20 protein-coding genes are annotated in these 25,945 nt (G+C 38.2%); 11 read left to right on the top strand and 9 right to left on the bottom strand.

The genetic code is table 11. From position 1 onward, the window contains the following. Window positions 1-218: 218 nt before the first annotated feature. The 3 genes from trpB to LV92_RS19625 all read right to left on the bottom strand — a co-directional run bounded on the left by trpB (window position 219) and on the right by LV92_RS19625 (window position 2,507). On the bottom strand, window positions 219-1,433 hold the full coding sequence (gene trpB, locus LV92_RS19635) for a tryptophan synthase subunit beta (RefSeq protein WP_211323020.1): 1,215 nt from the start codon (window positions 1,431-1,433) through the stop codon (window positions 219-221). 243 nt (window positions 1,434-1,676) lie between these two features. Continuing rightward, window positions 1,677-2,135 (bottom strand): thioredoxin family protein, encoded by a 459-nt coding sequence (locus LV92_RS19630; RefSeq protein ID WP_111625309.1) that lies wholly within the window; start codon window positions 2,133-2,135, stop codon window positions 1,677-1,679. 45 nt (window positions 2,136-2,180) lie between these two features. Further along, window positions 2,181-2,507, bottom strand: coding sequence for a YbaB/EbfC family nucleoid-associated protein (locus tag LV92_RS19625; protein WP_111625308.1), 327 nt, complete (start codon window positions 2,505-2,507; stop codon window positions 2,181-2,183). A gap of 191 nt (window positions 2,508-2,698) precedes the next feature. Here LV92_RS19625 and LV92_RS19620 point away from each other — a divergent pair, with 191 nt between their 5' ends. The 3 genes from LV92_RS19620 to LV92_RS19610 all read left to right on the top strand — a co-directional run bounded on the left by LV92_RS19620 (window position 2,699) and on the right by LV92_RS19610 (window position 7,266). Continuing rightward, a complete protein-coding gene (locus tag LV92_RS19620) occupies window positions 2,699-4,759 on the top strand; it encodes a S9 family peptidase (RefSeq protein WP_111625307.1) in 2,061 nt (686 codons plus the stop codon). An 82-nt stretch (window positions 4,760-4,841) separates the two neighbouring features. Then, the gene (locus tag LV92_RS19615) at window positions 4,842-5,882 is read left to right on the top strand and encodes a PLP-dependent cysteine synthase family protein (protein WP_111625306.1); all 1,041 of its coding nucleotides are present in this window, start codon (window positions 4,842-4,844) and stop codon (window positions 5,880-5,882) included. 124 nt (window positions 5,883-6,006) lie between these two features. After that, the gene (locus LV92_RS19610) at window positions 6,007-7,266 is read left to right on the top strand and encodes an aminotransferase class I/II-fold pyridoxal phosphate-dependent enzyme (protein WP_111625305.1); all 1,260 of its coding nucleotides are present in this window, start codon (window positions 6,007-6,009) and stop codon (window positions 7,264-7,266) included. A 90-nt stretch (window positions 7,267-7,356) separates the two neighbouring features. Here the strand turns inward: LV92_RS19610 and LV92_RS19605 are convergent, their stop codons facing one another. After that, window positions 7,357-8,475, bottom strand: a complete 1,119-nt coding sequence (locus LV92_RS19605) for a GNAT family N-acetyltransferase (protein ID WP_111625304.1) — start codon at window positions 8,473-8,475, stop codon at window positions 7,357-7,359. Window positions 8,476-8,543: 68 nt separating this feature from the next. Further along, window positions 8,544-9,590, bottom strand: coding sequence for a transporter (locus LV92_RS19600; protein ID WP_245946440.1), 1,047 nt, complete (start codon window positions 9,588-9,590; stop codon window positions 8,544-8,546). Between the two features lie 118 nt (window positions 9,591-9,708). Here LV92_RS19600 and LV92_RS19595 point away from each other — a divergent pair, with 118 nt between their 5' ends. From LV92_RS19595 to LV92_RS19580, 4 genes are read left to right on the top strand one after another with little or no spacing between them, the layout of a single operon-like run. Further along, on the top strand, window positions 9,709-9,972 hold the full coding sequence (locus LV92_RS19595; protein WP_111625302.1) for a DUF4834 family protein: 264 nt from the start codon (window positions 9,709-9,711) through the stop codon (window positions 9,970-9,972). Window positions 9,973-9,991: 19 nt separating this feature from the next. After that, window positions 9,992-12,427 carry a YfhO family protein gene (locus tag LV92_RS19590; protein ID WP_111625301.1) on the top strand — a complete coding sequence of 812 codons (2,436 nt, stop codon included), beginning with the start codon at window positions 9,992-9,994 and terminating at the stop codon, window positions 12,425-12,427. Then, window positions 12,427-13,707, top strand: coding sequence for a glycosyltransferase family 4 protein (locus tag LV92_RS19585; RefSeq protein WP_111625300.1), 1,281 nt, complete (start codon window positions 12,427-12,429; stop codon window positions 13,705-13,707). Before LV92_RS19590 ends, LV92_RS19585 begins: the two co-directional genes overlap by 1 nt. Continuing rightward, window positions 13,698-15,167: a lipopolysaccharide biosynthesis protein gene (locus LV92_RS19580; protein ID WP_111625299.1), complete on the top strand. Its 1,470-nt coding sequence runs from the start codon at window positions 13,698-13,700 to the stop codon at window positions 15,165-15,167. The genes LV92_RS19585 and LV92_RS19580 overlap by 10 nt, the downstream gene beginning before the upstream one ends. A gap of 186 nt (window positions 15,168-15,353) precedes the next feature. Here LV92_RS19580 and LV92_RS19575 read toward each other — a convergent pair whose 3' ends face one another. Both LV92_RS19575 and uvrA read right to left on the bottom strand, forming a co-directional pair. Continuing rightward, window positions 15,354-16,658, bottom strand: coding sequence for a hypothetical protein (locus LV92_RS19575; protein WP_111625298.1), 1,305 nt, complete (start codon window positions 16,656-16,658; stop codon window positions 15,354-15,356). Window positions 16,659-17,150: 492 nt separating this feature from the next. Beyond that, entirely contained in the window at window positions 17,151-19,934 is a 2,784-nt protein-coding gene (gene uvrA, locus LV92_RS19570) for an excinuclease ABC subunit UvrA (RefSeq protein WP_111625297.1), read from the bottom strand. Between the two features lie 242 nt (window positions 19,935-20,176). Here uvrA and LV92_RS19565 point away from each other — a divergent pair, with 242 nt between their 5' ends. Together LV92_RS19565 and LV92_RS19560 are read left to right on the top strand one after the other, a co-directional pair. Continuing rightward, window positions 20,177-20,758 carry an RNA polymerase sigma factor gene (locus tag LV92_RS19565; RefSeq protein ID WP_111625296.1) on the top strand — a complete coding sequence of 194 codons (582 nt, stop codon included), beginning with the start codon at window positions 20,177-20,179 and terminating at the stop codon, window positions 20,756-20,758. Window positions 20,759-21,485: 727 nt separating this feature from the next. Further along, window positions 21,486-22,067, top strand: a complete 582-nt coding sequence (locus tag LV92_RS19560; RefSeq protein ID WP_031444405.1) for an RNA polymerase sigma factor — start codon at window positions 21,486-21,488, stop codon at window positions 22,065-22,067. Window positions 22,068-22,298: 231 nt separating this feature from the next. Here LV92_RS19560 and LV92_RS19555 read toward each other — a convergent pair whose 3' ends face one another. Then, window positions 22,299-22,964 carry an endonuclease III domain-containing protein gene (locus LV92_RS19555; protein WP_111625295.1) on the bottom strand — a complete coding sequence of 222 codons (666 nt, stop codon included), beginning with the start codon at window positions 22,962-22,964 and terminating at the stop codon, window positions 22,299-22,301. Window positions 22,965-23,052: 88 nt separating this feature from the next. On the opposite strand from LV92_RS19555, the gene bcp reads away from it, so the two are divergent. Further along, window positions 23,053-23,502 (top strand): thioredoxin-dependent thiol peroxidase, encoded by a 450-nt coding sequence (bcp, locus tag LV92_RS19550; RefSeq protein ID WP_111625294.1) that lies wholly within the window; start codon window positions 23,053-23,055, stop codon window positions 23,500-23,502. Window positions 23,503-23,575: 73 nt separating this feature from the next. Here the strand turns inward: bcp and LV92_RS19545 are convergent, their stop codons facing one another. Then, window positions 23,576-25,036, bottom strand: coding sequence for a TonB-dependent receptor (locus LV92_RS19545; RefSeq protein ID WP_111625293.1), 1,461 nt, complete (start codon window positions 25,034-25,036; stop codon window positions 23,576-23,578). 88 nt (window positions 25,037-25,124) lie between these two features. Between LV92_RS19545 and LV92_RS19540 the strand changes: the two genes are divergently transcribed. After that, a complete protein-coding gene (locus tag LV92_RS19540) occupies window positions 25,125-25,889 on the top strand; it encodes an MBL fold metallo-hydrolase (RefSeq protein ID WP_111625292.1) in 765 nt (254 codons plus the stop codon). Window positions 25,890-25,945 lie beyond the last annotated feature (56 nt).

Genomic DNA, 25,945 nt, shown 5'->3' with positions numbered 1-25,945 from the left:
CTCAAAAATGGCCCTGTATATGGTTAAAGACCATTAGTGCAGGTCTCTCTATATAGGAGTTCGTACATAGCTGGGCTAGGAGTGTAATGGTATAGAAAGCTTATATTTTAGGTAGCCATTATAAGATGATGAACAACGGGGAAGCTTGCCATTTAAAAAGGCGTCCAAATAGCCTCAAATTTTAGCTCTTGGACACCCCTTCATGTAGGTTTTAAAAATTATTTCCCATCTTCAGGTAGCCCGTAGGTATCTACCACATAATCTAAGTCCTTATCCCCTCTACCACTTAAATTGACCAAAATGGAGGAACGTGGATCTTGTTGTGCCAATTTTATGGCATATGCCACTGCATGGGCACTTTCCAAAGCAGGGATAATACCTTCCAAGCGACTTAATTCATAAAAAGCATCCACTGTTTCCTGATCCGAAACTACGTCATAGGTTACTTTTTTAAGATCCTTTAGCATACTGTGTTCCGGACCAACTCCTGGATAATCCAAACCACTGGCAACGGAATGCACTGCTCCAGGTTCTCCTTTATCGTCCTTCAACATATAACATTTAAATCCATGGATGATTCCTGGACTGCCCAAGGTCATTGTAGCGGCATGTTCGCCATATTCCATAGAGCGGCCACCGGGTTCTACTCCGTATAAGGTACATTCCGGTTCCGCTAAAAAGGAGGAGAATATTCCCATGGCATTACTTCCCCCGCCCACACAGGCTACTACCTTGTCCGGCAATTCTCCCGTCATTTCAAAAAACTGCTCTTTGGCCTCTATACCGACCACACGTTGGAAATCCCGTACCATCATGGGAAAGGGGTGTGGGCCGACCACAGAGCCAATGCAGTAAATGGTGGTTATAGGGTCTTTTAAATATGCCTCAAAAGCAGAATCCACAGCTTCTTTCAAAGTTTTCAAGCCATGGGAAACAGGTACTACCTTTGCTCCAAGGATTTTCATCCGAACCACATTGGGATGTTCTTTGGCAATATCCACTTCTCCCATATGAATCTCACATTCCAATCCAAAATAGGCGGCTGCAGTTGCCAAGGCAACTCCGTGTTGTCCTGCCCCTGTTTCAGCAATTAGTTTCTTTTTGCCCAAATGTTTTGCCAAAAGCGCCTCTCCCATACAATGGTTGAGTTTATGTGCCCCGGTATGGTTCAGATCCTCACGTTTAAGGTATATTCTTCCTCCATATTTTTCGGAGAGCCTGTTGCAATAATAAACGGGCGTTGGCCTGCCTTGATAGTGTTTGCGAATACTTCGCAGTTCCGAAATAAAATTATGCGATTTGCTTATGGAATAATAAGCGTCCGTGATTTTTTTCATTTCCTCTTCCAGAAAGGGCGGGATAAAGGATCCACCGTATTCTTTGAAAAAACCATTTTCGTCCGGATAGGTCTTAAAATAATTGTCCGTCAACATAAAGGAGAATTTTGTAATTGTTAATAAAGGTTTTGCGGCTAATAAAAATGCCCTTACAATTATAATGAATTTTATGTGAATACCCCCTTTGTGGTTATGAGGAATATGCATTTTTCTGGGCAGAAATAGGAGATTTGGCTATTGCCAAAGAAATGGCAACGCCACAGTTAAACACTGGGTTTAATTATTGAAAAAAAGAATCGTAAAATAATTTGAAAAAGAGGGAGCTCCTTGGGATTGAAATTACATTTTTCTGTTCCTTCTAAGAAAATCCAAATACTTTTCCACATCCACTTTGGACCCATAACCGGACAATGAGGCCACTTCTTTTTCTTCGGTGTTGACCAAGCTTATCAATGGAAAAATGCCCTTTTTGTTCCATTGTGATAGCAGAGCCTTGTTCTGTTTCATTTCTTCGGCGCTGAGAAGTTCTTTTTTTCTGGGGAGATCCACATACAGGAGCACATAGTCCTTGGCCACTTCCTTAAATTGACTGGTGTCGAAAAGGTCTTTTTTTAAAGCCTTACAGGGCGAGCACCAATCACTGCCCGTAAAATACATGAGAATGTTGGAATTGGTTTTTTTTGCCACTTCTTTGGCATTGGCGTAATTGGTCAGCCAATTCGTTTCATTGATATCACCACTATTATTTTGCGCATTTACAAGGAATGGAAACAGAAGTAGCAAGAAAAAAATCTTCATTATTATAAGTTTTTATTAAAAAGGCTCTGCTAAACTTACTGAAATTTATTTTAAAAACGAATCCATTCCAGGAATGTTGGGCATTCCTTCCTTGGCAACTGCGGCCAATTCGTTCTCATTTATAGTTGTGGCCTTTTCTATAGCCTTGTTCAGGGTCAGGATCAAATAATCTTCCAGCTGATCCTTGTCCTGCAAAAGACTATCATCTATGGTAATGGATTTAATTGTTCTATTGGCCGTTATACTCACCTTGAGCAATTGATCCGGAGATTGCTCATCAAGTATTACAGTATTCATTCTTTCTTTGGTGGCCTTTACTTTTTCTTGGGTTTCCTTCAATTTTCCCAACATGCCCATCATATCTCCAAACATAATTATAGATTTAAAAAATTCTTTTGTCAAAATTAATAAAATGAACGGGATTTATTGGGATTTAAGATGACAGTTATTCGCTTGGATACCTTGACGGGCAGATATTATAATAAAAGATAAACCACACATTTAAACAGGTCGATTGCATTTAAATATTATTTTTGCGGTTTCTTATAAAATATACCACACTCATGCAGCGGGAATTAAAAGCACCAAGTGCAAAAAAGATTGAGAAGCAATTAATAAAGCACAAGGATATACGAATAGATGATTACTATTGGTTGAACGAAAGGGAAAATCCGGAAGTCATTGCTTTTTTGGAACAGGAAAACGCATACTACGCTTCAATGACAGCCCATACCCAAGAGCTTAAAGACAGCTTGTTCTTGGAAATGAAGTCCAGGATAAAGGAAGATGATTCTTCCGTGCCCTACAAGTTCAATGGCTACTGGTATGCTACCAGATATGAGGTGGGAAAAGAGTATCCCATTTTTACCAGAAGATTTGAAAAAGAGGATGCCGAAGAGGAAATAATGTTCAACTGCAACCTTATGGCGAAGGGTTTGGATTATTTTAACCTAGGAGGCCTGTCCATTAGCCCCAATAACGAACTGGCCGCCTTTGGAGTGGATACTGTTTCGCGTAGGCAGTACACCCTACAAATAAAAAATTTGCATACTCAGGAGATTTATGGGGATAAAATAGAGAACACCACTGGCAGCGCGGTTTGGGCCAATGACAATAAGACCCTGTTCTATACCAAGAAAGATCCTGTTACCCTAAGGTCCAATAATATTTATAGGCATATATTGGGAACATCCCCCGAAGAAGATGAACTGGTTTTTCACGAGGACGACGAAACCTTTACCACCTTTGTTTACAAAACCAAATCCAAAGAATTTATAGTTATTGGTTCTTCCAGTACCTTGACCACTGAATTTCAAATTTTAAGGGCGGATGACCCTAATGGAAAGTTTCATGTGTTTTCCAAAAGAGTTAGGGGCATGGAGTATTCCTTAACGCATTACGAAGACAATTTTTACATTCTTACCAATATTGAGGGGGCAACCAATTTTAAATTGATGACGACCCCTGAAGATCATACCGAATCCGAACATTGGGTGGATTTTATTCCGCACAGGGAAGAAGTATTGCTAGAAGATATTGAAATGTTCAATGAGTATTATGTTTTGTCCGAACGGGAGAATGGTTTGAATAAATTGAAGATTGTGCGATGGGATACCGGGGAAAGCTATTATTTGCCCTTTGACAATGAGACTTATACGGCCTATGTGGGTACCAATCCGGATTTTGACACCGAAATTTTAAGATATGGATATAACTCTATGACAACGCCCAGTTCCATCATAGATTTCAACATGAGGACAAGGGAAAAGAAAATAAAAAAGGAACAAGAGGTATTGGGTGGAAAATTCGATAAGGAAAACTATATTTCAGAACGAATTTGGGCCCCGGCCAGAGATGGTAAAAAAGTTCCTATCTCTTTGGTCTATCACAAAAACACCAAGTTGGACGGTTCCAGTCCGTTATTGCAATACGCCTACGGGTCCTACGGCCATACTATAGATCCCTATTTTTCCACAGTACGGTTAAGTCTGTTGGACAGAGGTTTTATTTATGCCATAGCCCATGTGCGCGGCGGGGAATATCTGGGCCGTAAATGGTATGAGGAGGGAAGGTTGCTGAACAAGATCAATACGTTTACCGATTTTATTGATTGTTCCAAATTTCTGATTGAAAAAAAGTTTACCAGTCCGGAACATCTCTATGCATCTGGAGGTTCGGCAGGGGGACTTTTGATGGGGGCTATAGTAAATCTGTGCCCTGAAATATATCACGGGGTAATTGCAGCTGTTCCGTTTGTAGATGTGCTTACTACCATGTTGGATGATACTATTCCTTTGACCACAGGGGAATATGATGAATGGGGCAATCCAAACGAAAAGGAATACTATGACTATATGAAATCATATTCGCCATATGACAATGTATCGCGACAAGTACAGCCAAATATGCTGGTTGTTACAGGATTTCACGATTCCCAAGTGCAATATTTTGAGCCTGCCAAATGGGTTGCCAAACTTAGAGAGTACAAAATGGACAATAATTTATTGTTGTTCAATATTAATATGGATGCAGGTCATGGTGGTGCTTCTGGCCGATTTGAATCCTTAAAAGAGGTGGCAAAAGAATATGCATTTTTGTTAGATTTAGAGCATAAAATTCGATAATCAAAAAAAAAGACTAATTTTGTCCTATCAATATTGACATAAATTAAAAGATGTCGATAAGTTCTAAACCTAGAAACTGTTTATGGAACATAAGATAAACGCTTATAACAACCTCCTAGAACTTGTAGGAAACACCCCATTAATCAAACTAAATAAAATAGCTGCCAACTTAGAAGGTAATTTTTACGCTAAGGTGGAAGGTTTTAATCCAGGACATTCTTCCAAAGATCGCATTGCCCTTTATATTATTGAAGAGGCGGAGCGCAGGGGAATTTTAAAGAAGGGGAGTACCATTATAGAAACCACTTCGGGAAATACTGGTTTTAGCATTGCCATGATCAGTATCATAAAAGGTTATGAATGTATCTTGGCGGTAAGTTCAAAATCTTCCAAGGATAAAATAGATATGCTGAGGTCTATGGGGGCAAAAGTATATGTATGCCCTGCACACGTAAGCGCAGATGACCCAAGATCATATTACGAAGTGGCCAAGAGACTTCATGAGGAAACCGAAGGGTCTATTTATATCAATCAGTATTTTAATGATTTAAATGCCGAGGCCCATTACAAAAGTACGGGACCGGAAATTTGGAATCAGACCAACGGTCATATTACGCATTTAGTTGCCTGTAGTGGTACGGGAGGTACCATTTCCGGTACTGCTAAGTACTTGAAAGAACAAAATCCGAATATCCGTGTAATAGGTGTGGATGCATATGGTTCCGTTCTTAAGAAATACCACGAGACAGGTGAATTTGATAGTAAGGAAATTTATCCGTACCGTATTGAAGGTTTGGGTAAAAATTTAATACCTACGGCTACCAATTTCAAGGTAATAGATGAATTTATTAAGGTTACCGATGAAGAAAGTGCCCATACGGCCAGGGAGATATCCAGAACGGAAGGACTCTTTGTTGGATATACTAGTGGAGCAGTAATGCAAGCCGTAAGGCAACTGGAGGAAATGGGGGAGTTTAATGAAAATAGCAATGTAGTCGTTATTTTCCCAGATCATGGTTCTAGGTATATGAGTAAGATATACAGTGACCAGTGGATGGCAGACCAAGGCTTCTTTGACAGTAAAAACGTGGAAGAACCACAAAAAATAGAATTTGTAAAGTAAAGGCTATGCAAAATTTATGATATAAAAAGCAACGGTTCATAAGTCGTTGCTTTTTATGTATTAAATAAGTTGCATATGCATATTAAAAATATATACTTTTGCAGTAATAATCAACGTAGTCTAGATGAGAGATTTATTTGACAGAATTATCGAGAATAAAGGTCCTTTAGGGAAATGGGCTTCCCAAGCTGAGGGATATTTTGTATTTCCAAAATTAGAAGGTCCTATATCCAATAGGATGAAATTTCAAGGAAAGGAAGTAATTACTTGGAGTATTAATGATTACTTGGGTTTGGCTAATTTGCCGGAAGTGAAAAAGGTAGATGGCGAGGCAGCATTGGAGTACGGTGCCGCTTTTCCTATGGGTGCTAGAATGATGAGTGGGCATACGGATTTTCACGAACAGTTGGAGCAGGAATTGGCAGCTTTTGTTAATAAAGAGTCGGCTTATTTGTTGAATTTTGGCTACCAAGGAATGGTTTCTGCCATTGATGCTTTGGTTTCCAAAGACGACATTATTGTATACGATGTTGATGCACATGCCTGTATTATAGATGGCGTACGTTTACATATGGGTAAGCGTTTTACCTTTAAGCACAATGACATTGAAAGTCTTGAGAAAAACTTGGAACGTGCCGTAAAAATGGCCGATCAAACTGGCGGAGGAATATTGGTTATCTCCGAGGGTGTTTTTGGAATGCGAGGGGAACAAGGCAGGTTAAAAGAAATTGTTGCCCTTAAGAAGAAGTATAATTTCCGATTGTTTGTAGATGATGCACACGGTTTTGGAACTTTGGGTAAAACTGGGGCTGGAACTGGTGAAGAACAAGGAGTACAGGATGATATAGATGTATATTTTGCAACTTTTGCAAAATCTATGGCGGGAATAGGCGCCTTTTTGGCTGCAGATAAGGAAATCATAGATTATCTTAAATATAACTTGCGATCTCAAATGTTTGCCAAATCATTACCAATGATTTATGTAAAGGGAGCGCTGAAAAGGTTGGATATGTTACGTACCCAACCAGAACTTAAGGCCAAACTTTGGGAGAATGTAAATGCATTGCAGAACGGACTTAAGGAAAAAGGTTTTGATATAGGTACTACCACTAGCTGTGTTACACCGGTCTATCTTAACGGTAGCATTCCCGAAGCCATGGCGTTGGTCAAGGATCTAAGGGAGAATTTTGGTATTTTCTGTTCTATTGTAGTGTATCCCGTAATCCCCAAAGGTTTGATTCTTTTAAGAATGATTCCGACGGCCACGCATACCTTACAGGATGTTTCCGAAACTTTGGAGGCCTTCTCCGTAATACGCGAGCGTTTACAGAATGGTACTTACAAAAGGTTGTCTGCGGCAGTAGCTGCGGCTATGGGAGAATAAATCTATTTCAATTCATATCAAAAAAGCCAACTTAATTAAGTTGGCTTTTTTGATTTTGGATGGGTTTGAAACTTTATCTTTTGGGACTACTTAGAGTTCTTTTTTGTAAGTCCTTCGTCTCTTATATATTTTTGGGTCGAAATGTTTCCATAACTGGCGAATGGCCACATTTTCCTCCAATTCTGGAGTCCTAACACATTTTTCTATTCCCTTGGCCTTAAAGGTCTTGTAATATTCATTGAACATAACGGCAGTAACACCTTTGTTCTGGTATTCCGGAAGTACCCCGATCAAATAAAAGATAACCTCTTTGCTGTTCTTTTTCGCGCTGAGCAAATGAAATATGCCAAATGGAAATAATTTTCCCTTCGCTTTTTGCAAGGCTTTGGAAAATGAAGGCATTACTATTCCGAACGCTATCAATTTATCATCCTTGTCCAATATGAATTTGATATACTCGGGATTTATAAAACTTATATATTTTTTCTTGAAGTATTCCTTTTGAATATCGGTGATGCGGACAAAGGAAGAAAGGGAGGAATAGGTCTCGTTAAAAAGATCGAACATCTGATCTACCCACGGCATTACCTCCTTGGTTGTACTAAAGTTCAATTCCTTTACACCATATCGTTTCCTGACCAGTTCGTTTGCCTTTTCAAAAAATTTGGGCTCTGCATTGCTAAAGGGGAATTTATTTTCCATGTATTCCTTTTCCTTTACAAACCCAAAGCGTTCAAAATGGTTTACATAGTAAGGATGATTGTACCAGGTAATCATGGTGCCTATCTCTTCAAAACCTTCGGTTAGTACACCTACTTTGTCCAGATTGGAAAAACCTACAGGCCCTTCCATATAGGACAACTTGTGCTCTTTTCCTATTTCGGACACCTTATTGAACAGCGCCTCTGTAACTTCATGGTCATCCACAAAATCGAACCAACCAAAACGCATCTTTTTTACCTGCTGTTGGTTCACTTCCAATCTATTGATAATGGCTACGACCCTGCCTACAATTTTATCGTTCCTATAAGCTAGAAAAAACCAGGCATCGGCATCCTTAAAAACAGGATTTTTGCTTTTGTCAAAAGACTCCAGCTCATCATTAATGATAGGAGGGACCCAATAAGGGGAATCCTTGTAAAGTGTAAATGGAAATTTTACGAAATCTTTAAGTTCCGATTTTGTTTTTGCTTCTTTCAGAGTAACCATACCATGTTTCTTGTATGGTTCAATATTAGCAATATTAATCTATAGGAAAAAGGACAAAAGTTATTTTGTTAGAAATCAATTTCAGAATCGTCCCTATTCTTTTCCTTTTTCTTTAGCTTCCGTAGTTGTTTTTTAGTAGGTCCCAAATCGATATCTTCTGCACCGGAACCTTTATTTTTCCCTTTTTTCTTTTTCTTCATGGCGTTCTTGTTGATGGGGCCGCCATTTTCTCCCGCCTTTTGATCTTCGATGGCCTTCACCTTGTCCCTGTGCATGTCTACCCTATAGGAGAATCCCATTGCGGCAAAAATCCTACTGGGCGTATTTTTAAAACTAGCACCCAAGTTCATATCCACCTGCATATTTTCACCCAACAAATGGGCCACACCACCCCTTAAAAGTACGTCCGAGTACCGATCACTTTTTATGCCTTGGTTTTCCACAAAGACACTCCATTTGGGGTCTCTAAAGGCATGAGACAAGGATACTGTGTAGTTCCATTCCGGGAAATCCGTTCCCAATCTGTCATAGGCAATATTGGAAATAAGTACAAATCTAGGAGTAAGTCTGCTTTGGGTCGCCACCATTACCCGAGGGGAGACCGTAGGGTCACCTCGGTAAAACGGATTGTCGCCCAATACAAAATTGGCACCTGCGTAGACCGATACGGCCGGGATTAGATTTTTTAGTTTAAAACCATAATTGGCCTTCCAACTGTATAGATTGGGCTTATTATTTTCGGGATTCTTAAAAGGATCGTAAACCAAAAATTTTAAACCTATTCTGTTTCTGGAAAAATCGGTGTTCGTAATTTCTACCCCTGTGTTGGTATATGTTTTATTTTGATTGTCGAAAGTACCTTCATAATTCAACTCCAAGGTTTCGAAAAGTAGGCCATAACGCAATGAGAGATCGGCTCCAAGAATATTGGATTCTGTAGCTAGCTTTGAGTGGTCCTGTTGTTCATAAGCAACGCCAAATTCGGCCTGTAAAACGTTTGTACCAATAGCATACGCACTCACAGATAGTCCAGGTCTATTGGAGTTAATGACATCGGTGTATTGCGAAAAAGCGACCAATGGAATGGTGAAAATTCCAAATATTAGTATTTTCATAAGGCGTTTCTTGGAAACAATATACTCCATAGGTACTATTTTATTATTATTTTAAGACTTTTGCACTATTAATACAACGTTAGAATTGTACTTTTGATATAAAATTTGTCAACTAATTATGGGTTTTTTAAAAACGATACTAATTGTACTCTTAGTATACTATTTGCTTAAAATTCTGGCGAAATGGTTTGCTCCTAAATTGTTTAGGTACGCGGCAAAGAAGACCGAGGAACATTTTAAAGAGCAGTTTGAAGGTTTTGCAGGTCAGCAACCTCAGGAAGAAGAGCAAATAGGCGACGTTATAATTGATAGGAAAACAACCAAGAAAAAGAACAGCTCAAAAAATGTTGGAGAATACATAGATTTTGAGGAAATTGAATAACCATTTACCATAACCAAACATGAGAAACGGTCTAAGAGCCTTTTTTATCCATTTTTTTGTAACTGTATTTTTCGTAATTGTAGCGCTGGCCTATTTCCATCCCGTACTCCAGGGGAAGGTAATCGAGCAATCGGATATTGTCCAATTTACGGGGATGGCCAAAGAACAAAACGATTTTCGGAAGAAGACAGGGGAGGAGCCGTATTGGACCAATGGCGCCTTCGGCGGAATGCCCACTTATCAATTAGGAGCCTATTATCCACATGATTATGTAAAAAAGTTGGATCGGATTATCCGGTTTTTACCTAGGCCCGCAGATTATCTTTTTATATATCTTATTGGGTTTTATATCTTGTTATCCTGCCTAAAGGTAGATTACAAATTGGCGGTATTGGGTGCACTGGCCTTTGGTTTCTCTACCTATATGATCATTATATTGGGGGTAGGGCACAATGCAAAGGCACATGCCATTGGTTATATGCCTATGCTCTTGGGGGGAATTATTTTGGTTTTTAGGAAGAAATACCTCTGGGGGTTCCTCCTCACGGCTATTGCCATGGCCTTGGAAGTGGGTGCCAACCATTACCAAATGACCTACTATTTTATGTTACTGGTACTTATTCTTGGCGTTGTGTATCTAGTGGATGCCATTAAGAAAAAGAAAATGAAACATTTTGGTATTTCCGTCGGAATCCTAATTTTTGCGGTGTTGCTGGGAATAGCAGCAAATACCACTAGTCTAATGGCTACTAAGGAATATGCGGATTGGAGTACAAGAGGTAAATCCGACCTTACCATAACTGCCAACGGTGAGCCCAAAGAAAGTGGTTCCGGTCTGGATCGGGAATATATTACGCAATTTAGTTATGGGATTGTAGAATCCTTGAATTTATTTGTTCCAAGATTGTTCGGGGGTTCCGGTGGTGAGGATCTTGGGGCCGATTCCAAAACCTATACCTTTTTGACCGAGAATGGAATATCCCGGACCAAGGCATTGGATTTCACCAGTGCATTGCCTCTTTACTGGGGAGACCAGCCTATTGTAGCCGCTCCTGCCTATATTGGGGCCGTAGTGTTTTTTCTATTTGTCCTAGGGCTATTTTTGGTAAAGGGAAAAGCAAAATGGTGGCTTCTGGTAGGTACTATAATGGCGCTTCTTCTTTCATGGGGTAAAAATTTTGGCCTTCTTACGGATGTAATGATCGATTATTTTCCGTTGTACAATAAATTTAGGGCGGTGTCATCCATTCAAGTCATTCTGGAGCTCTGTGCTCCTGTTTTGGCCATCCTCGCTTTGGTACAACTTTTTGATCCCGCAGAGGATACTTCCAAGAAACTAAAGGACTTAAAATTAACGATCTTCATTACTTTGGGAATAGGAGTGCTTCTTTATCTGGTTAAAGGAATGTTCAGCTTTACTGGACAGAGCGATGAAACCTATCGCCAGTATTATGGCGATGACATTGTTTCCTTGATTATGGCGGATCGTAAGGCCGTTTACAACGCAGATATTTTTAGGTCACTAATCTATGTTATCTTGGCCGGCTTGGTTATTTGGTTCTATTTAAAGAATAAATTGAAGCAAAATTTGGTGATTGTACTATTGGGGGTGCTGGTGGTGTTCGATTTGGTAGGGGTTGCAAAACGCTATGTAAATGAGGACGATTTTGTGGCCCAAAGAAGAATGCTGGAACCTTTTCAGGAAACTGATATGGACAGACAGATAGCGCAGGACACTACTGTTTTTAGGGTATACGATCCATCAGAGATAGGAGGGGGAGGCCGTACAGCTTATTTTCATCAGTCCATTTGGGGGTATCACGCCGCTAAACCGGCGGGGATCCAGGAATTGTTCGATTTTCACATATCCAAGAATAACGTCAGGGTTTTGAGTATGCTCAACGTTAAATATGTGGTACAACAGGACGAAGAGGGTAGGAGCTATCCTGCATTAAATCCTGATGCCAATGGCAATGCTTGGTTTATTGATGAATTGGTGCCAGTATATAATGCCAATGACGAAATAATGGCATTGAATACGTTGGATGTAAAACATAAGGCGGTTTTTAACAAGTCGAAGTTTGAAAATATAAAAGAGCTTAATTTCAAGACAGATTCTACAGCTTCAATAAAATTGGTTGAATACAAACCCAACCATTTAACCTATAGTTCCAATAATGCCAACCCGGGAATTGCCGTATTTTCAGAAATGTACTATCCACATGGTTGGAATGCCTATATAGATGGTAATTTAAAGGAACATTTTGAAGTGAATTACGTTTTGAGGGCCTTGGAAATACCGGCGGGAAAACATAAAATTGAGTTTAAGTTTGAGCCCAGCCTTATTAGGGTTGGAGGCAATATAACTATGGCAAGCTCCATAATCTTGGTCTTGGTGTTCTTTTTTGGAATTGGCCATGCTTTTTGGGTCTCTAGGAAAAAACCAACAGCTTAATGCAGAAGGTACTCATCATCACGTATTATTGGCCTCCGGCAGGTGGACCTGGAGTACAGCGATGGTTGAAATTTGTAAAATACCTTAGGGATTTTGATATAGAACCTATTGTATATATTCCGGAAAACCCCAATTATCCCATAGTAGACGAATCTTTAACAGAGGAAATACCGGCAGGAATAAAAGTATATAAAAAGTTCATAAATGAACCCTATGGTTTTGCCCGATTTTTTTCAAAAAAGAAGACGAAACAGATTAGTGCAGGTATCATCAATACCAAAAATCAATCCGGGTTGGAGAAATTGTTGTTATGGATACGTGGCAATCTGTTTATACCGGATGCCAGAAAATTTTGGATAAAACCTTCGGTCGATTTTTTACAGGATGTGATTGCAAAAGAAAACATCGGAACAGTTATTACTACCGGACCCCCACACAGCTTGCATCTTATTGGGCTTGAACTAAAAAAGCGTACCAAAATTAGGTGGATAACCGATTTTAGGGATCCGTGGACCTCGATTGGCTATCATAAAAAATTGAAACTGACCAAGGCTTCCCAGGAAAAGCACAAACAGTTGGAGCACTTAGTACTGAATGAAGCCGATAAAATAATTGTGACCAGTAATACAACTAGGCTGGAGTTCTCCAATATAACTCCAAAACCTATTACTGTTATTACCAATGGGTATGATACCAGCCCGGGCAGTTCCGTGACTTTGGATGTTGATTTTACCATTTCCCATATTGGATCTCTGCTTACTGGGAGAAACCCCTTGAATCTTTGGAAAGCGTTATCAGAATTAATTCAGGAATACCCCGATTTTAAAAAATGTTTCAAATTGCAATTGGCAGGAGTTATTAGTTCGGACGTTTTGGAAAGTATCTATTTTTATGGTCTTCAATCCTATACCAAATTACTGGGTTATATTTCGCACCATGAGGCACTCCAATATCAAAGAAAGTCGCAAGTGCTTTTGTTGATAGAGATAGATTCTGAAGAGACCAAGGGTATTATTCCGGGAAAGGTATTTGAGTATATGGCGTCCAAAAGGCCTATCTTAGGTGTAGGCCCGACCAATTGGGAGGTAGGAGATATTATTGCCAAATCCAATACGGGTAAGACCTATACCTATCCACAGATCGGTGAATTAAAAAGTACGCTGCTGCAATGGTTTCAAGAATATAAAAAAGAACAATTGGCTCTGCCTTTGGCAGAGGTTGAACAATATCACAGAAGGGAATTAACGGCAAAGTTGTCCAAGTATTTAGCATGGGAATAGTCTTAAAACAATCATTGAACAATACTTTGATTACCTATGGTGGCTTTGCTATAGGGGCATTGAACCTGCTTTTTCTATATACACGTTTTTTATCGGACGAATATTTTGGCTTGGTCAATGTAATACTGTCCGCATCTTCCGTCTTAATGCCGATATTGGCATTTGGGATTCCAAATACCTTGGTCAAATATTATTCAGGTTTCCAAGAACTTAATAGAAAGGATGGTTTTATGACCCTAATGGTTTTCTTACCGCTAATACTTATTGTACCTATTGGGGCCATTTCCTACCTGGCCAATGAGACCATTGGTGATTTTTTGTCCAAGGAGAACCCCATAGTGAAAGGGTATGTATGGCATATTTTTATTATTGGTGTGGCAATGGCCTATTTTGAGGTGTTTTACGCTTGGGCAAAGGTTCAGATGAAGTCGGTTTTTGGAAATTTCATGAAGGAAGTATTCAGCAGAATAGTGATAACAATATTGCTTATGTTGGTTTATTGGAACCTAATTTCGGTGCTGACCTTTCTCAATGCCATGGTAGGGATGTATATCCTTAGAACCCTTATAATGCAGATATACGCTTTAAGATCTCTCCGGTTAAAGTTGGATTTTAATTTTCCTGCCAACACCCGTGAAATTATAAATTATAGTACTTTAATAATATTGGGTGGATCTGCCGCGATTGTTCTGTTGGAGGTAGACAAGGTAATGATCAATCAATTTATAGAAATTAAAAATGTTGCCTATTACAGTGTTGCAGGGTATATAGCAACCGTCATTGCCGTTCCGTCCAGGTCTATGCATAATATTACTTATCCCCTAACTGCGGAAATACTTCATAAAAAGGATATGAAGGCTCTTAAAACATTATATCAAAAGAGCTCCCTGACCTTGTTTATAGTATCTGGGCTTATATTTATTTTGATTATTCTTAATCTAAATGATCTGTACAATTTATTGCCCGAATCTTATCGTGGCGGATATGTAATTGTTTTCATCATTGGGTTTGCGAGGGTATATGATGCCCTTTTGGGCAACAATAATGCTATAATGTATAATTCGGATTTTTATAGGGCATTGCTCCTAATGGGGGTTGCTTTGGCCATTCTAACCATTTTGTTGAACTTATGGCTGATTCCAAAATACGGCTTGGACGGTGCGGCCATAGCTAGTTTTATGGCTTTTTTTATTTACAATACCATAAAATTGGGTTTTGTTAAATTGAAATTTGGTATTCAACCAATTACAAAGGAGACCTTTAAGGTTGTTTTTCTTCTCGTTATACTATCTGCCATTTTTTACTTTGTATCGTTTCCTTTCCATCCCGTGGTGAACATTGCCCTTAGGGGTATGTTGATTCTGCTTATTTATATTTTTATTTTATATCGCTTCAGAATTTCCGAAGACGTATTTGGGGCCATTTCATTTTATTTAGGAAAGTTGGGGAGAAGAAAATAAGAGAGACTTTATTATCTCTGGACAAGCCCTTGAGGCATTGAACGGAAGCTACTGTTAGTATCTCGGTGCCCGCCAGAACGGAACGGGCAGGCAAGGGTTCAGCATTTCAATCTCCCTTATAAAGTAAAACCCCGCAGGAACGAATTCGCTACGGGGCTAAACAACTAACCAACCTAAAAACTATTTTTAATTACTTCTAGAACTTCTTCCTCTTGTGGAAGCCGTTGAAACTTTTCTTGCACTACTGGAAGATGCCTTTGCCACCGACCTTTTTACAGTACTTTTTGACTGTACATTTGGTCGTTTTACAGTGGTATTCCTTACAGATGAACCGCTATTACTTCTACTCGAAGAACTTCTACTTATCGAAGTATTTCTCGGACTTCTGTTAACTTCCTTTTTTACCGTTGTCCTTGTATTTCCGGAAGGTCTGGACACCACTGCTTTGCTCCTTGTTACAGAACTTCCATTGCCATTACTACTCCTTGTAGAGGTTGTTCTACTTACGGTTCTTTGGACGTTCCCCTTATCATTTTGGCGAATCGAAGAACTCCTGGAAACCGATTTGTCATTTCTAGCACTTGGCGAATTGCTCCTTACCGTGGTGCTTCTCTTAACGGTGCTATTTCCATTATTGCTGCTACGTTGGGTTGTGGTCCTGGAAATAGTGTTGTTATTTCTGGATGTAGTACTTCTGGAAACACTATTGTTGTTTCTTACCCCATCATTTCTACTGGCCACAGCTCTGTTGGATCTTAGGTTACTGTTATTTCTATACCCATTATCCCTAACGGCCACTCTTTTGTCGTTTCTATAAATGGTACTTCTTTTATTCTGATGTCCTTTATCATATTTGTAATGGTGACCTATTTTAGCATATGCTTTTCTGTGGTTGTTATAATATGGTCTATAATAGGTGTATCTTACAGGTTCGTAATATCTTCTATAAGGGCTGCCGAATACTAGACCAAAGCCTATGGCCGGTCTTAAGAAATAACTGTGGAAAGGGCTGTATACATAATGTCTGTTGTAAATATTAATGTATCCCCTGTGATGGCTGTAAATTCCACGGTTGTTATAATAAACATATAGACCACCAACTCGTGAAACCCTACCGCTATTATAGTTGATATCTACATCCCCAATTTGGGTTACCCTACCGTAATAGTCATAGTAGATAGGAACATTCTCAACTTGTATAACTGCACCGTAATCGTCATACTGTACATAAGGGTTGTAATCGTAACCTGAATTAAAAGTAATATTGGTATGTCCAAAATTGACATTGGCATTTACGCCACCATTATTGTCAATATAGAAATCGAACTCCCCATCAGGATAAACTGAAAATGTGATACCATTTTCAACAAAAATAAATGAGTTATTATTTCTATAAGTATTGCTTGTGGCAACCTTATCTTCCACTGAAGCTGCCATGGAACCTGAAGTTCCAAATATAAGCGCTGTAAATAGGAGTATTAAATTTCTCATGATATAAGGTTTTAATTTTGAATGCAACTATTTACATTCAATTTGTATATACCAAACAGCATGCCAAAAAATTAAACATCAATTTAAAATGTTGATTTTCAGTTATTTATAAATTTATTTTTTATCACAAGGCGAAAGAATTAGGTTGAAGGAAAAAGAAGCTGCTAGCCAAAAGCCATTAGAAAAAAGCCTGAAATCTGTTGTCAGTAATCAGTAAACAGTAAGCAGTGGGCAGTGGGCAGTGGCCGGAAGGTAGATATTTAGGAGATGGAAACATCAGATCTGAGACTAGTAGTCAGTAGTCAGTAATCAGTATTCAGTAAACAGTGGGCAGTGGGCAGTATGTAGATTTTTAGGAGAAGGAAGCATCAAACTTCTAACCAGTAATCAGTATACAGTGGGCAGTTAACAGTATTGAAAGTTCAAAGTTCAATTTGGATAAGTAGTTCATTTAAGGGCTATAAAAATGAAACTAGTAACCAAGGACTACATCTAGCTGGACAGTTTTTCTTTTAAATACTTTGCCGTATAGGAAGCTTTGTTTTTTACAACATTTTCCGGGGTTCCCTGCACCAATAGTTGTCCTCCCTTATTTCCTCCGTCCGGGCCTAAGTCTATGATGTAATCGGCGCATTTGATTAAGTCTATATTGTGCTCTATGACAATTATGGAATGTCCTTTGTCAATTAATGCGTCAAACGATTTAAGCAATTTTTTAATATCGTGGAAATGGAGACCGGTGGTAGGTTCATCAAAAATAAACAGCGCTTTGTCCTTGGTGATTCCCTTTACTAAAAATGAGGCCAGCTTAATACGCTGTGCTTCCCCTCCGGAAAGGGTAGAGGAAGATTGTCCCAAGGTTACATATCCTAGACCAACATCTTGAAGTGGCTTCAATTTGGTCACGATTTTGGATTGATTGTTTCTGTTAAAGAAATCTACGGCATCATCAATGGTCATATTAAGGACATTATCTATATTGGCATCTTCAAATTTTACTTCCAATACTTCCTTTTTAAACCTTTTTCCGTTGCAGGTTTCGCATTCCAAATGCACGTCCGCCATGAATTGCATTTCTACCGTAATCTCTCCTTCCCCTTTGCATTTTTCGCACCTGCCACCGTCAACATTAAAAGAGAAATGTTTGGGCTGATACCCTCTTAATTTGCTTAATTTCTGGTTGGCAAAAAGATTACGGATATCGTCATAAGCCTTAATGTAGGTAACGGGGTTAGATCTTGAGGAACGACCAATGGGGTTCTGATCAACGTACTCCACGTGTTTTAGGGATTGAAATTTACCTTCCATGGAACTGTATTGCCCAGCTTTCTCTCCGTAGCCACCAAGTTCCTTTAGAATTATAGGGTATAATAACTTTTTTACCAAAGTACTTTTTCCACTCCCAGATACTCCGGTAATGACGGTCAAGACGTTCAAAGGAAAAGTAACATCAATATTTTTAAGGTTATTTTCCCGGGCTCCTTTTATTTCTATGTAATTTTTAAAAGGTCTTCTTGTTTTTGGTACGGCAATTTCCATGGAACCATTTAGGTAAGCCGCTGTAAGCGAATTGGATTTAAGAATTTCATCCAAGGTTCCATGAGCAACGACCTCCCCTCCGTGCGTGCCCGCTTCTGGGCCAATATCGATAACCTCGTCCGCTGCTTTCATAATGTCCTCATCGTGTTCCACCACAATTACGGTATTGCCTAAATCGCGTAACGATTTTAGAACGGTTATTAAGTTCTCGGTATCTTTTGGGTGAAGGCCAATACTGGGTTCGTCCAATATATACATGGAGCCTACCAAACTACTTCCCAATGAGGTGGCCAAATTTATGCGTTGACTTTCCCCACCCGACAAGGAATTGGATTTTCTGTTCAATGTTAAATAACTTAGTCCTACATTATGAAGAAACCCCAATCTGCTTTCTATTTCCCTAAGTAATCTGTTGGCAATTTTCTCGTCGTTGGAACTAAGTTTTATAACCTTAAAGAAGCCGATAAGATCTTCTATAGGCAATTCCACAAGGTCAGAAATAGATTTACCCGAAACTTTTACATAGTCGGTTTCCTTCCGTAAACGCTTTCCCTTACAGGTGCTACATTTGGTTTTGCCGCGATAACGTGATAGCATTACCCTATTCTGTATTTTATAGCTTTTTTCTTCCAGGCCTTCAAAGAATTTATGGATACCGGTAAAATAGCTGTTCCCTTCCCACACAAGTTGCTTTTGCTCATCGGATAGCTGATACCAGGGTTTATGGATTGGAAAATCGAATTTATAGGCCACATTCACCAATTCATCCCTGTACCATCCCATGCTTTCCCCTCGCCATGGAAAAATTGCGTTTTCGTATACCGAGAGCGAGGTGTTGGGAATAACCAAGTCTTCATCTATGCCTATGACATCCCCGTAGCCCTCACATTTGGGACAGGCCCCGTAAGGGTTGTTGAAACTGAACAAATGAACATTGGGTTCTAAGAATTGTATTCCGTCCAATTCAAATTTATTGCTAAAATGGGTATTTTGGCCAGTTGTTAGATCCTGGACAATACATTCTCCCTTGCCTTCAAAAAAGGCCGTATCAATGGCATTGCCCAATCTATTGAAGAAGTCCTCGTCGTTTTTATATATAATTCGATCTACCACCAGTTCAAATTCCCGACCTATATCCTTTAGGTCCTCATCTATCCTAGTAACCTCTCCATTGTACAATATTCTTGCAAATCCCTGCTTGGAAAATAATTGAAGCGATTTATAGGGGTCTCTTTCGGCACTAATTTTAATTGGGGCAAGCAAAAGTAATTTTGTGCCTTCTTCAAAGGTTTTAATATGTTCAACCACGTCCGAAACAGTATGCTTTTTAATCTCATTGCCCGATATTGGGGAAAAGGTTCTGCCAATACGCGCGAACATTAATTTTAAATAGTCATAGATTTCAGTGGTGGTTCCCACGGTAGATCTGGGATTGGTAGAATTCACCTTTTGTTCAATGGCGATGGCGGGAGCTATACCTTTAATATAATCCACTTTGGGCTTGTCCAATTTTCCTAAAAACTGTCTAGCATAGGAGGAAAGACTTTCAACATATCTTCTTTGACCTTCGGCATAAAGGGTATCGAAGGCCAAACTGGATTTTCCCGATCCGGACAAGCCTGTAATGACCACTAGTTTATTGCGTGGTATTACAACGTCTATATTCTTTAAATTATGGAGCTTTGCCCCTTTAATTATAATATTATGCTTGGGATTAACGTCTGTTATAGTGGTCATGCTCGTATTTAAGTTTGCAAAGATACGATATGTGATTTTTATTAGCTAGTAGCCTTTGTCCTACAACTAAATTATATTCATTGAAGGAAAGTAGTTTGATTCGATTTAATTTTTTTTATATTTGATGCATAATAAACCCTAAATAGCCTATACGTAACAAAATTACTTTTTTAAAATTTTGCTCAAAATGCACTTGTCACACAAAACAGGTATAGCATTTTAGCCTCAAAAAAGTAATTTGTATGGAACTATTAATAGAAGATTCAGTATTAGTAAAAGACTACATGAACGGGGACGAAAGAGCCCTTGAAAAACTAATTGACCGCCACAACCAGCGACTTAGCAGTTTTATTTATTCCAAAGTTCAAGATCGGGAAATTACAGAAGATATTTTTCAAGATACCTTTATAAAGGTTATAAGAACCCTAAAGAAGGGCAATTATAATGAAGAAGGAAAATTTCTACCTTGGGTAATGCGTATATCCCATAACCTAATAATAGATTATTTTAGGAAGAATAAGCGAATGCCCAGATTTGAAGGCAACAATGATTTCAATATATTCTCCATAATTAGCGATGATCAGTTAAATGCTGAAAGGCGACTTATCAAAGATCAGATAGATCAGGATCTTACCCTACTTATCAAAGAATTGCCAAAAGATCAGATGGAAGTTTTGGAAATGCGCCTATATAAGGACATGAGCTTTAAGGAAATATCTGAAAATACAGGGGTTAGTATTAACACTGCCTTGGGCAGAATGCGCTATGCTCTTATCAATCTTCGGAAGATTGTAGAAAAGAACAACATTATTTTAACGAATTAATAGGCCTTACAACCCCTTTTAGTTAATTTCTTCATAACAGTTGCGTTATTTGACAATAACAATATATTATTATGGGGAAATTCAACGTTACTACTAATAACAAATGTAAACTAATGTCTACACGGAGGTCCAAGATAGATTTTTTGTTGAATTACTCTAAATCACTTTACATCATTAAAAGCGATAAGTGTAATGATGAATTGGATGAGCATTGCTTAAACTAGGAACTTACAAAGGTTTTGCAATAGCTCGTCCGTATCTATAACGACTTATTGGGTTACTTAAGTACATAGGCAATAGCCTAAAAGTGAAACTCCCATTATTTTAATTTACGATGTAGTACACTTCCCATTAAGTATATAACCTTGACTTCCTTTAACAGGCCCATTACAATAAACTTTACAGTGTTTTTCTATATTCCTTAATATATAGGTTATTCTATCTTTCCAGCAGCTGATAATAATAAATAGTCTTGCCATTAATTCAATTAGGCCGTTTCAACTTCATTTTTGGCCAATTATTATGCGTAAAATAAGAAAATTGGCATTTGACATCAATTAACGGGGGTTTTACAACATAGTTTTTTGCACACCTTACCATTTATATACTTTTATCCTGTTACTAATTAATAATGAAGATTTAAAGTCTTCAAAAAAGAAGAAGTAATAAAAAAAAAGTCCGAACCGAAAGGGGAGGCCCCCTAGTTTAACCAAAAACAATATTTTGTATGGAACTGCAAATAGATGACTCAGTATTAGTAAAGGATTACATTAACGGTAATGAAAAAGCTTTAGAGGTTTTGATCAACAGGCACAACCAACGTATTAGTAGCTTTATTTATTCTAAGGTATTGGACCGGGATGTTTCAGAGGACATTTTTCAGGACACCTTTATTAAAGTGATTAAAACCTTGAAAAAAGGAAATTATAGCGAAGAAGGCAAATTTTTGCCTTGGGTTATGAGAATAGCCCATAACTTGGTAATTGATCACTTTAGAAGAAACAAAAGAATGCCAATGTTTGAGGGGAATGATGATTTTAATATCTTTTCCGTAATTGGTGATGATAAACTTAATGTAGAAAAACAACTTATCAAGGATCAAATAGATTCTGATCTTACCTTATTGATCGAAGAATTACCGGACGATCAAAAAGAAGTTCTTTTAATGCGTATTTACAGGGACATGAGCTTTAAGGAAATATCTGAAAATACAGGGGTTAGTATTAATACGGCCTTGGGAAGAATGAGATACGCACTTATAAACCTTAGAAAAATAATTGAAAAACATAATATCGTTTTAACGAATTAATAGGTCATAGGACGAACCGGACAATATTTCCATTTTAGTAGCGTTATCTTAACATAACAATACTATAATCCTATGGAAAAAATTTACTCTGAGAATCAACACAAGTGTAAACTTGCCAAAGCGAGTCCTGAAACTATCAAGTTTTTGATTGGCTATTCCAAATCTTTGCAAATAGTTGAATATAGTAATATTCAATTCGAAAATAATTTAAACTAGACTAAAAAATCCCAACTAGGAGTTGGGATTTTTTGTTTTATAGTAGGCGTCCAAAACTTTTTTTCTTCCTATTGTTTTGGTTATTATGTCTTTTTGCAAATTCCACCCTCTTGCAGGGGAATATTCCCTTCCGTACCAGATTATCTGTAAATGAAGATCGTTCCATAATTCTTTTGGGAATAATCTTTTCGCATCCCTTTCCGTTTGTACTACATTTTTACCATTGGAAAACCCCCATCGGTACATAAGCCTATGTATGTGGGTATCCACGGGAAAAGCTGGTATACCAAAGGCTTGGGAAACCACCACACTAGCTGTTTTATGACCTACGGCCGGAAATTGTTCCAAAAGTTCCATTTCTTCAGGAACTTGTCCGTCATATTTTTCAATTAAGATTTTGGAAAGCCCATAAATTCCTTTGGATTTCATTGGGGATAGTCCAACGGGTTTTATAATTTCCCTTATTTCATCTGCCGTCATTTTTACCATGTCATAAGGATTGTCTGCCTTGGCAAATAGTATAGGGGTAATCTGATTGACCCTGACATCCGTACTTTGTGCGGACAATAATACTGCAATAAGTAGCGTATATGGGTCTTTGTGGTCTAACGGAACTGGAATGGTTGGATATATTGTCTGTAAAGTTTCAATGGCAAAGTTTACTTTTTCCGCTTTCGTCATTTATTGCGTAATTTTATAAAAATATAAATATGGCAACGCCCATTCGTTTGGGTGTATTTTTAAATATAAATTTACTTAAAATTTAACTATGAAGACTTTAAAAGTAGGGGATAAGGTACCCCCATTTTTGGCAAAGGATGAAAACGGCACTATTGTTAAGCTTTCCGACTATAAGGGTAAAAAATTAATTGTCTTTTTCTATCCCAAGGCAAGTACTCCAGGATGTACCGCTGAAGCCTGTAATTTGAGGGATAATTATACCGAGCTAAAAGCAAAAGGTTTTGAGCTCCTAGGGGTAAGTGCCGACTCAGAGAAACGTCAACTAAATTTTAAAAATAAATATCAATTTCCTTTTCCGTTGTTAGCGGATGAAGACCATACTATCATAAATATTTTTGGGGTTTGGGGCCCAAAACAGTTTATGGGAAAAAAATATGATGGTATTCATAGAATGACTTTTGTAATTGATGGGGACGGAGTTGTGGAAAAGGTAATTGATAAGGTCAAGACCAAGGATCACGCTGCACAACTTCTATAAATGGTAGTATATGAACAAGTGGCTGTCCTAAATCAAAATATTAAGACAGCCACCTATTAAATATTTTTAAGTGTTACACTTTTTCCTGTTCTTCCTCTAGGGGTTTACGGATAAAAAGTTTTTTCTTTTTTATTATTTCCGCAATACCCTCAGGAAGTACGGATTCCCAACCTTCTTCACCATTAATTATTTTTTTGAGTACATCCCTGGAGAAAACATGTAATATTTCCGGGTCGTAATCTATAATGTCCATCACCTTTCCATTGTATTTGAAGAATTTGTACAATTCTTTCATTCTAGGGTGGACTTTTATGGTGTTACTTGTCATAATTTGCCCAGTTTCCTCATTGCGCATTGGATATAGGTAAACTTTAAGATCTTTAAAGAATAATTTACCAAATGCCTCTAGGATACCTCCACTAAGATGACGGTAGTATTTTTCATCAAAAATATCGACCAAATTGTTCACTCCCATGGTAAGGCCAATTTTGGATTTGGTATAATTGCTAAAATATTCAACGAGTTTAAAGTACTCCTGAAATTTCGAAATCATTACCGTATGGCCCAAAGAACATAAAAGTTCTGCCCGATCCATAAAATCTTGTTCATCTATTTCCCCGGATGCGCGAAGGTTGGAAAGGGTAATTTCAAAAATTACAACGGTATTTTCCTCCTCAACACTGGGTTCCCTGATGAAAATTTCATAGGATTTTTTAAACATATCCATATTAACCATGGTCACTGGTCTAAAGCTACCACGTAAGGCCAAAATATTTTTCTTGTAAAGAATGGTCGCGGGCAAAAGATTATTGCCATCGGGTCCAAACATTACGGCATCGGTCATATCATTCTTAACAAGCTGTAAACTCATCAACCTATTGTCCACTTCCGCAAAATTTGGTCCTGAAAAATTAACCATATCTAATTCAACCGTATCCTTGTCGATATGGTCATACAGGTATTTTAGTAATTTTCTAGGCTTGTCGTATTTATAAAATGCACCGTAAATAAGATTGACACCAACAATACCCAAGGTTTCCTGTTGCAACCTCGCTTCATTTTGTTTAAAGCGAATATGAAGGATAATTTCGTTTAATTCTTTTTGTTTGGGATCTAATTGGTATCGGATTCCGATCCATCCATGGCCTTTATATCTCTTGGAGAAATCAATGGTAGCAACGGTATTGGCGTAGGAAAAGAACAATCTGTCCGGGTGTAGTTCGCGACTTATCCTGTTGTCCATGTTTTCCATTTCATGGGCCAACATCTTTTTTAATCTAGACTGGGTTACATATCTTCCGTCTTCCTCTATTCCGTAGATGGCATCACTAAAATCTTTGTCATATGCACTCATTGCCTTGGCAATGGTTCCAGAAGCACCGCCAGACTTAAAGAAATGCCCAGAAGTCTCCTGTCCGGCACCTATTTCGGAAAAGGTTCCATAAATATCAGGATTTAGGTTTATCCTTAAGGTTTTCGCCTTTATTGACGGTACGTTTGTAAAAGCGATTTCTTTCTTAAAAATAGTGGACATAGTGTCTTTTTTACTTGTAGCAAAGTTAAAAAGTTTGAGCTATCTATTAAATAAATTAGTTATAAATTTGGATTAAATAGATATAAGATTGAAAATAACTTTTCTAGGTACCGGAACATCACAGGGAATCCCCGTAATTGGGAGCAAACACCCTGTCTGTTTAAGCAATAATTCCAAGGATAAAAGGCTGAGGGTTTCGGTAATGGTTTCTTGGGATTCCTATAATTTTATAATAGATTGTGGCCCCGATTTTAGACAGCAAATGCTTAGCAATAATGTAGTAAAGATCGATGGCATTTTATTTACCCATGAACATTCTGATCATACAGCAGGAATAGATGATATAAGACCATTTTTTTTCAGGCAGGGGGATATTCCCATATATGCCCATGAGAGGGTTGTTACTTCGATCAAAGGACGGTTCGATTATATATTCGCAGATGAAAATAGATATCCTGGTGCCCCTGCCGTAGAGATCAATACGATAAAAAATAACAAGCCGTTCAGGATAGGAAACTTAATGGCCATACCTGTAGAGGCTCAACACAATAGATTACAGGTTTTTGGGTTTAGAATACAGGACTTCGTTTATCTAACCGATGTAAAAAGCATTGAAAAAGGAGAAATGGAAAAAATAAAGGGGGTAAATACCTTGGTAGTCAATGCCTTGCGAATAGAGCCCCACCATTCCCATTTTAATTTGGAGGAAGCTTTGGAATTCATTGATATCGTAAAGCCTAAAACGGCTTATTTGACCCATATAAGCCACTTATTGGGTTTTCATGATGAAGTGGAGAAACTGCTTCCGGATAATGTGCATTTGGCTTATGACAATTTGGTTATAGAGGTTTAAACAACCCTATAGATCATAGTTCAGGAAAATATTTCAACATAAAAATTATTATTAAA

The sequence above is a fragment of the Arenibacter echinorum genome (genome assembly GCF_003259375.1).
Lineage (GTDB): Bacteria > Bacteroidota > Bacteroidia > Flavobacteriales > Flavobacteriaceae > Arenibacter > Arenibacter echinorum.
The sequence above is the reverse complement of the archived record's forward strand: the minus strand, read 5'-3'. Positions and strand labels throughout refer to the sequence as shown.

Coding starts and splice junctions, on each gene's coding strand:
- trpB (WP_211323020.1), bottom strand. CDS start 1,433: ATGTTGACGGACAATTATTTTAAGACCTATCCGGACGAAAATGGTTTT.
- LV92_RS19630 (WP_111625309.1), bottom strand. CDS start 2,135: ATGAAGATTTTTTTCTTGCTACTTCTGTTTCCATTCCTTGTAAATGCG.
- LV92_RS19625 (WP_111625308.1), bottom strand. CDS start 2,507: ATGTTTGGAGATATGATGGGCATGTTGGGAAAATTGAAGGAAACCCAA.
- LV92_RS19620 (WP_111625307.1), top strand. CDS start 2,699: ATGCAGCGGGAATTAAAAGCACCAAGTGCAAAAAAGATTGAGAAGCAA.
- LV92_RS19615 (WP_111625306.1), top strand. CDS start 4,842: ATGGAACATAAGATAAACGCTTATAACAACCTCCTAGAACTTGTAGGA.
- LV92_RS19610 (WP_111625305.1), top strand. CDS start 6,007: ATGAGAGATTTATTTGACAGAATTATCGAGAATAAAGGTCCTTTAGGG.
- LV92_RS19605 (WP_111625304.1), bottom strand. CDS start 8,475: ATGGTTACTCTGAAAGAAGCAAAAACAAAATCGGAACTTAAAGATTTC.
- LV92_RS19600 (WP_245946440.1), bottom strand. CDS start 9,590: ATGAAAATACTAATATTTGGAATTTTCACCATTCCATTGGTCGCTTTT.
- LV92_RS19595 (WP_111625302.1), top strand. CDS start 9,709: ATGGGTTTTTTAAAAACGATACTAATTGTACTCTTAGTATACTATTTG.
- LV92_RS19590 (WP_111625301.1), top strand. CDS start 9,992: ATGAGAAACGGTCTAAGAGCCTTTTTTATCCATTTTTTTGTAACTGTA.
- LV92_RS19585 (WP_111625300.1), top strand. CDS start 12,427: ATGCAGAAGGTACTCATCATCACGTATTATTGGCCTCCGGCAGGTGGA.
- LV92_RS19580 (WP_111625299.1), top strand. CDS start 13,698: ATGGGAATAGTCTTAAAACAATCATTGAACAATACTTTGATTACCTAT.
- LV92_RS19575 (WP_111625298.1), bottom strand. CDS start 16,658: ATGAGAAATTTAATACTCCTATTTACAGCGCTTATATTTGGAACTTCA.
- uvrA (WP_111625297.1), bottom strand. CDS start 19,934: ATGACCACTATAACAGACGTTAATCCCAAGCATAATATTATAATTAAA.
- LV92_RS19565 (WP_111625296.1), top strand. CDS start 20,177: ATGGAACTATTAATAGAAGATTCAGTATTAGTAAAAGACTACATGAAC.
- LV92_RS19560 (WP_031444405.1), top strand. CDS start 21,486: ATGGAACTGCAAATAGATGACTCAGTATTAGTAAAGGATTACATTAAC.
- LV92_RS19555 (WP_111625295.1), bottom strand. CDS start 22,964: ATGACGAAAGCGGAAAAAGTAAACTTTGCCATTGAAACTTTACAGACA.
- bcp (WP_111625294.1), top strand. CDS start 23,053: ATGAAGACTTTAAAAGTAGGGGATAAGGTACCCCCATTTTTGGCAAAG.
- LV92_RS19545 (WP_111625293.1), bottom strand. CDS start 25,036: ATGTCCACTATTTTTAAGAAAGAAATCGCTTTTACAAACGTACCGTCA.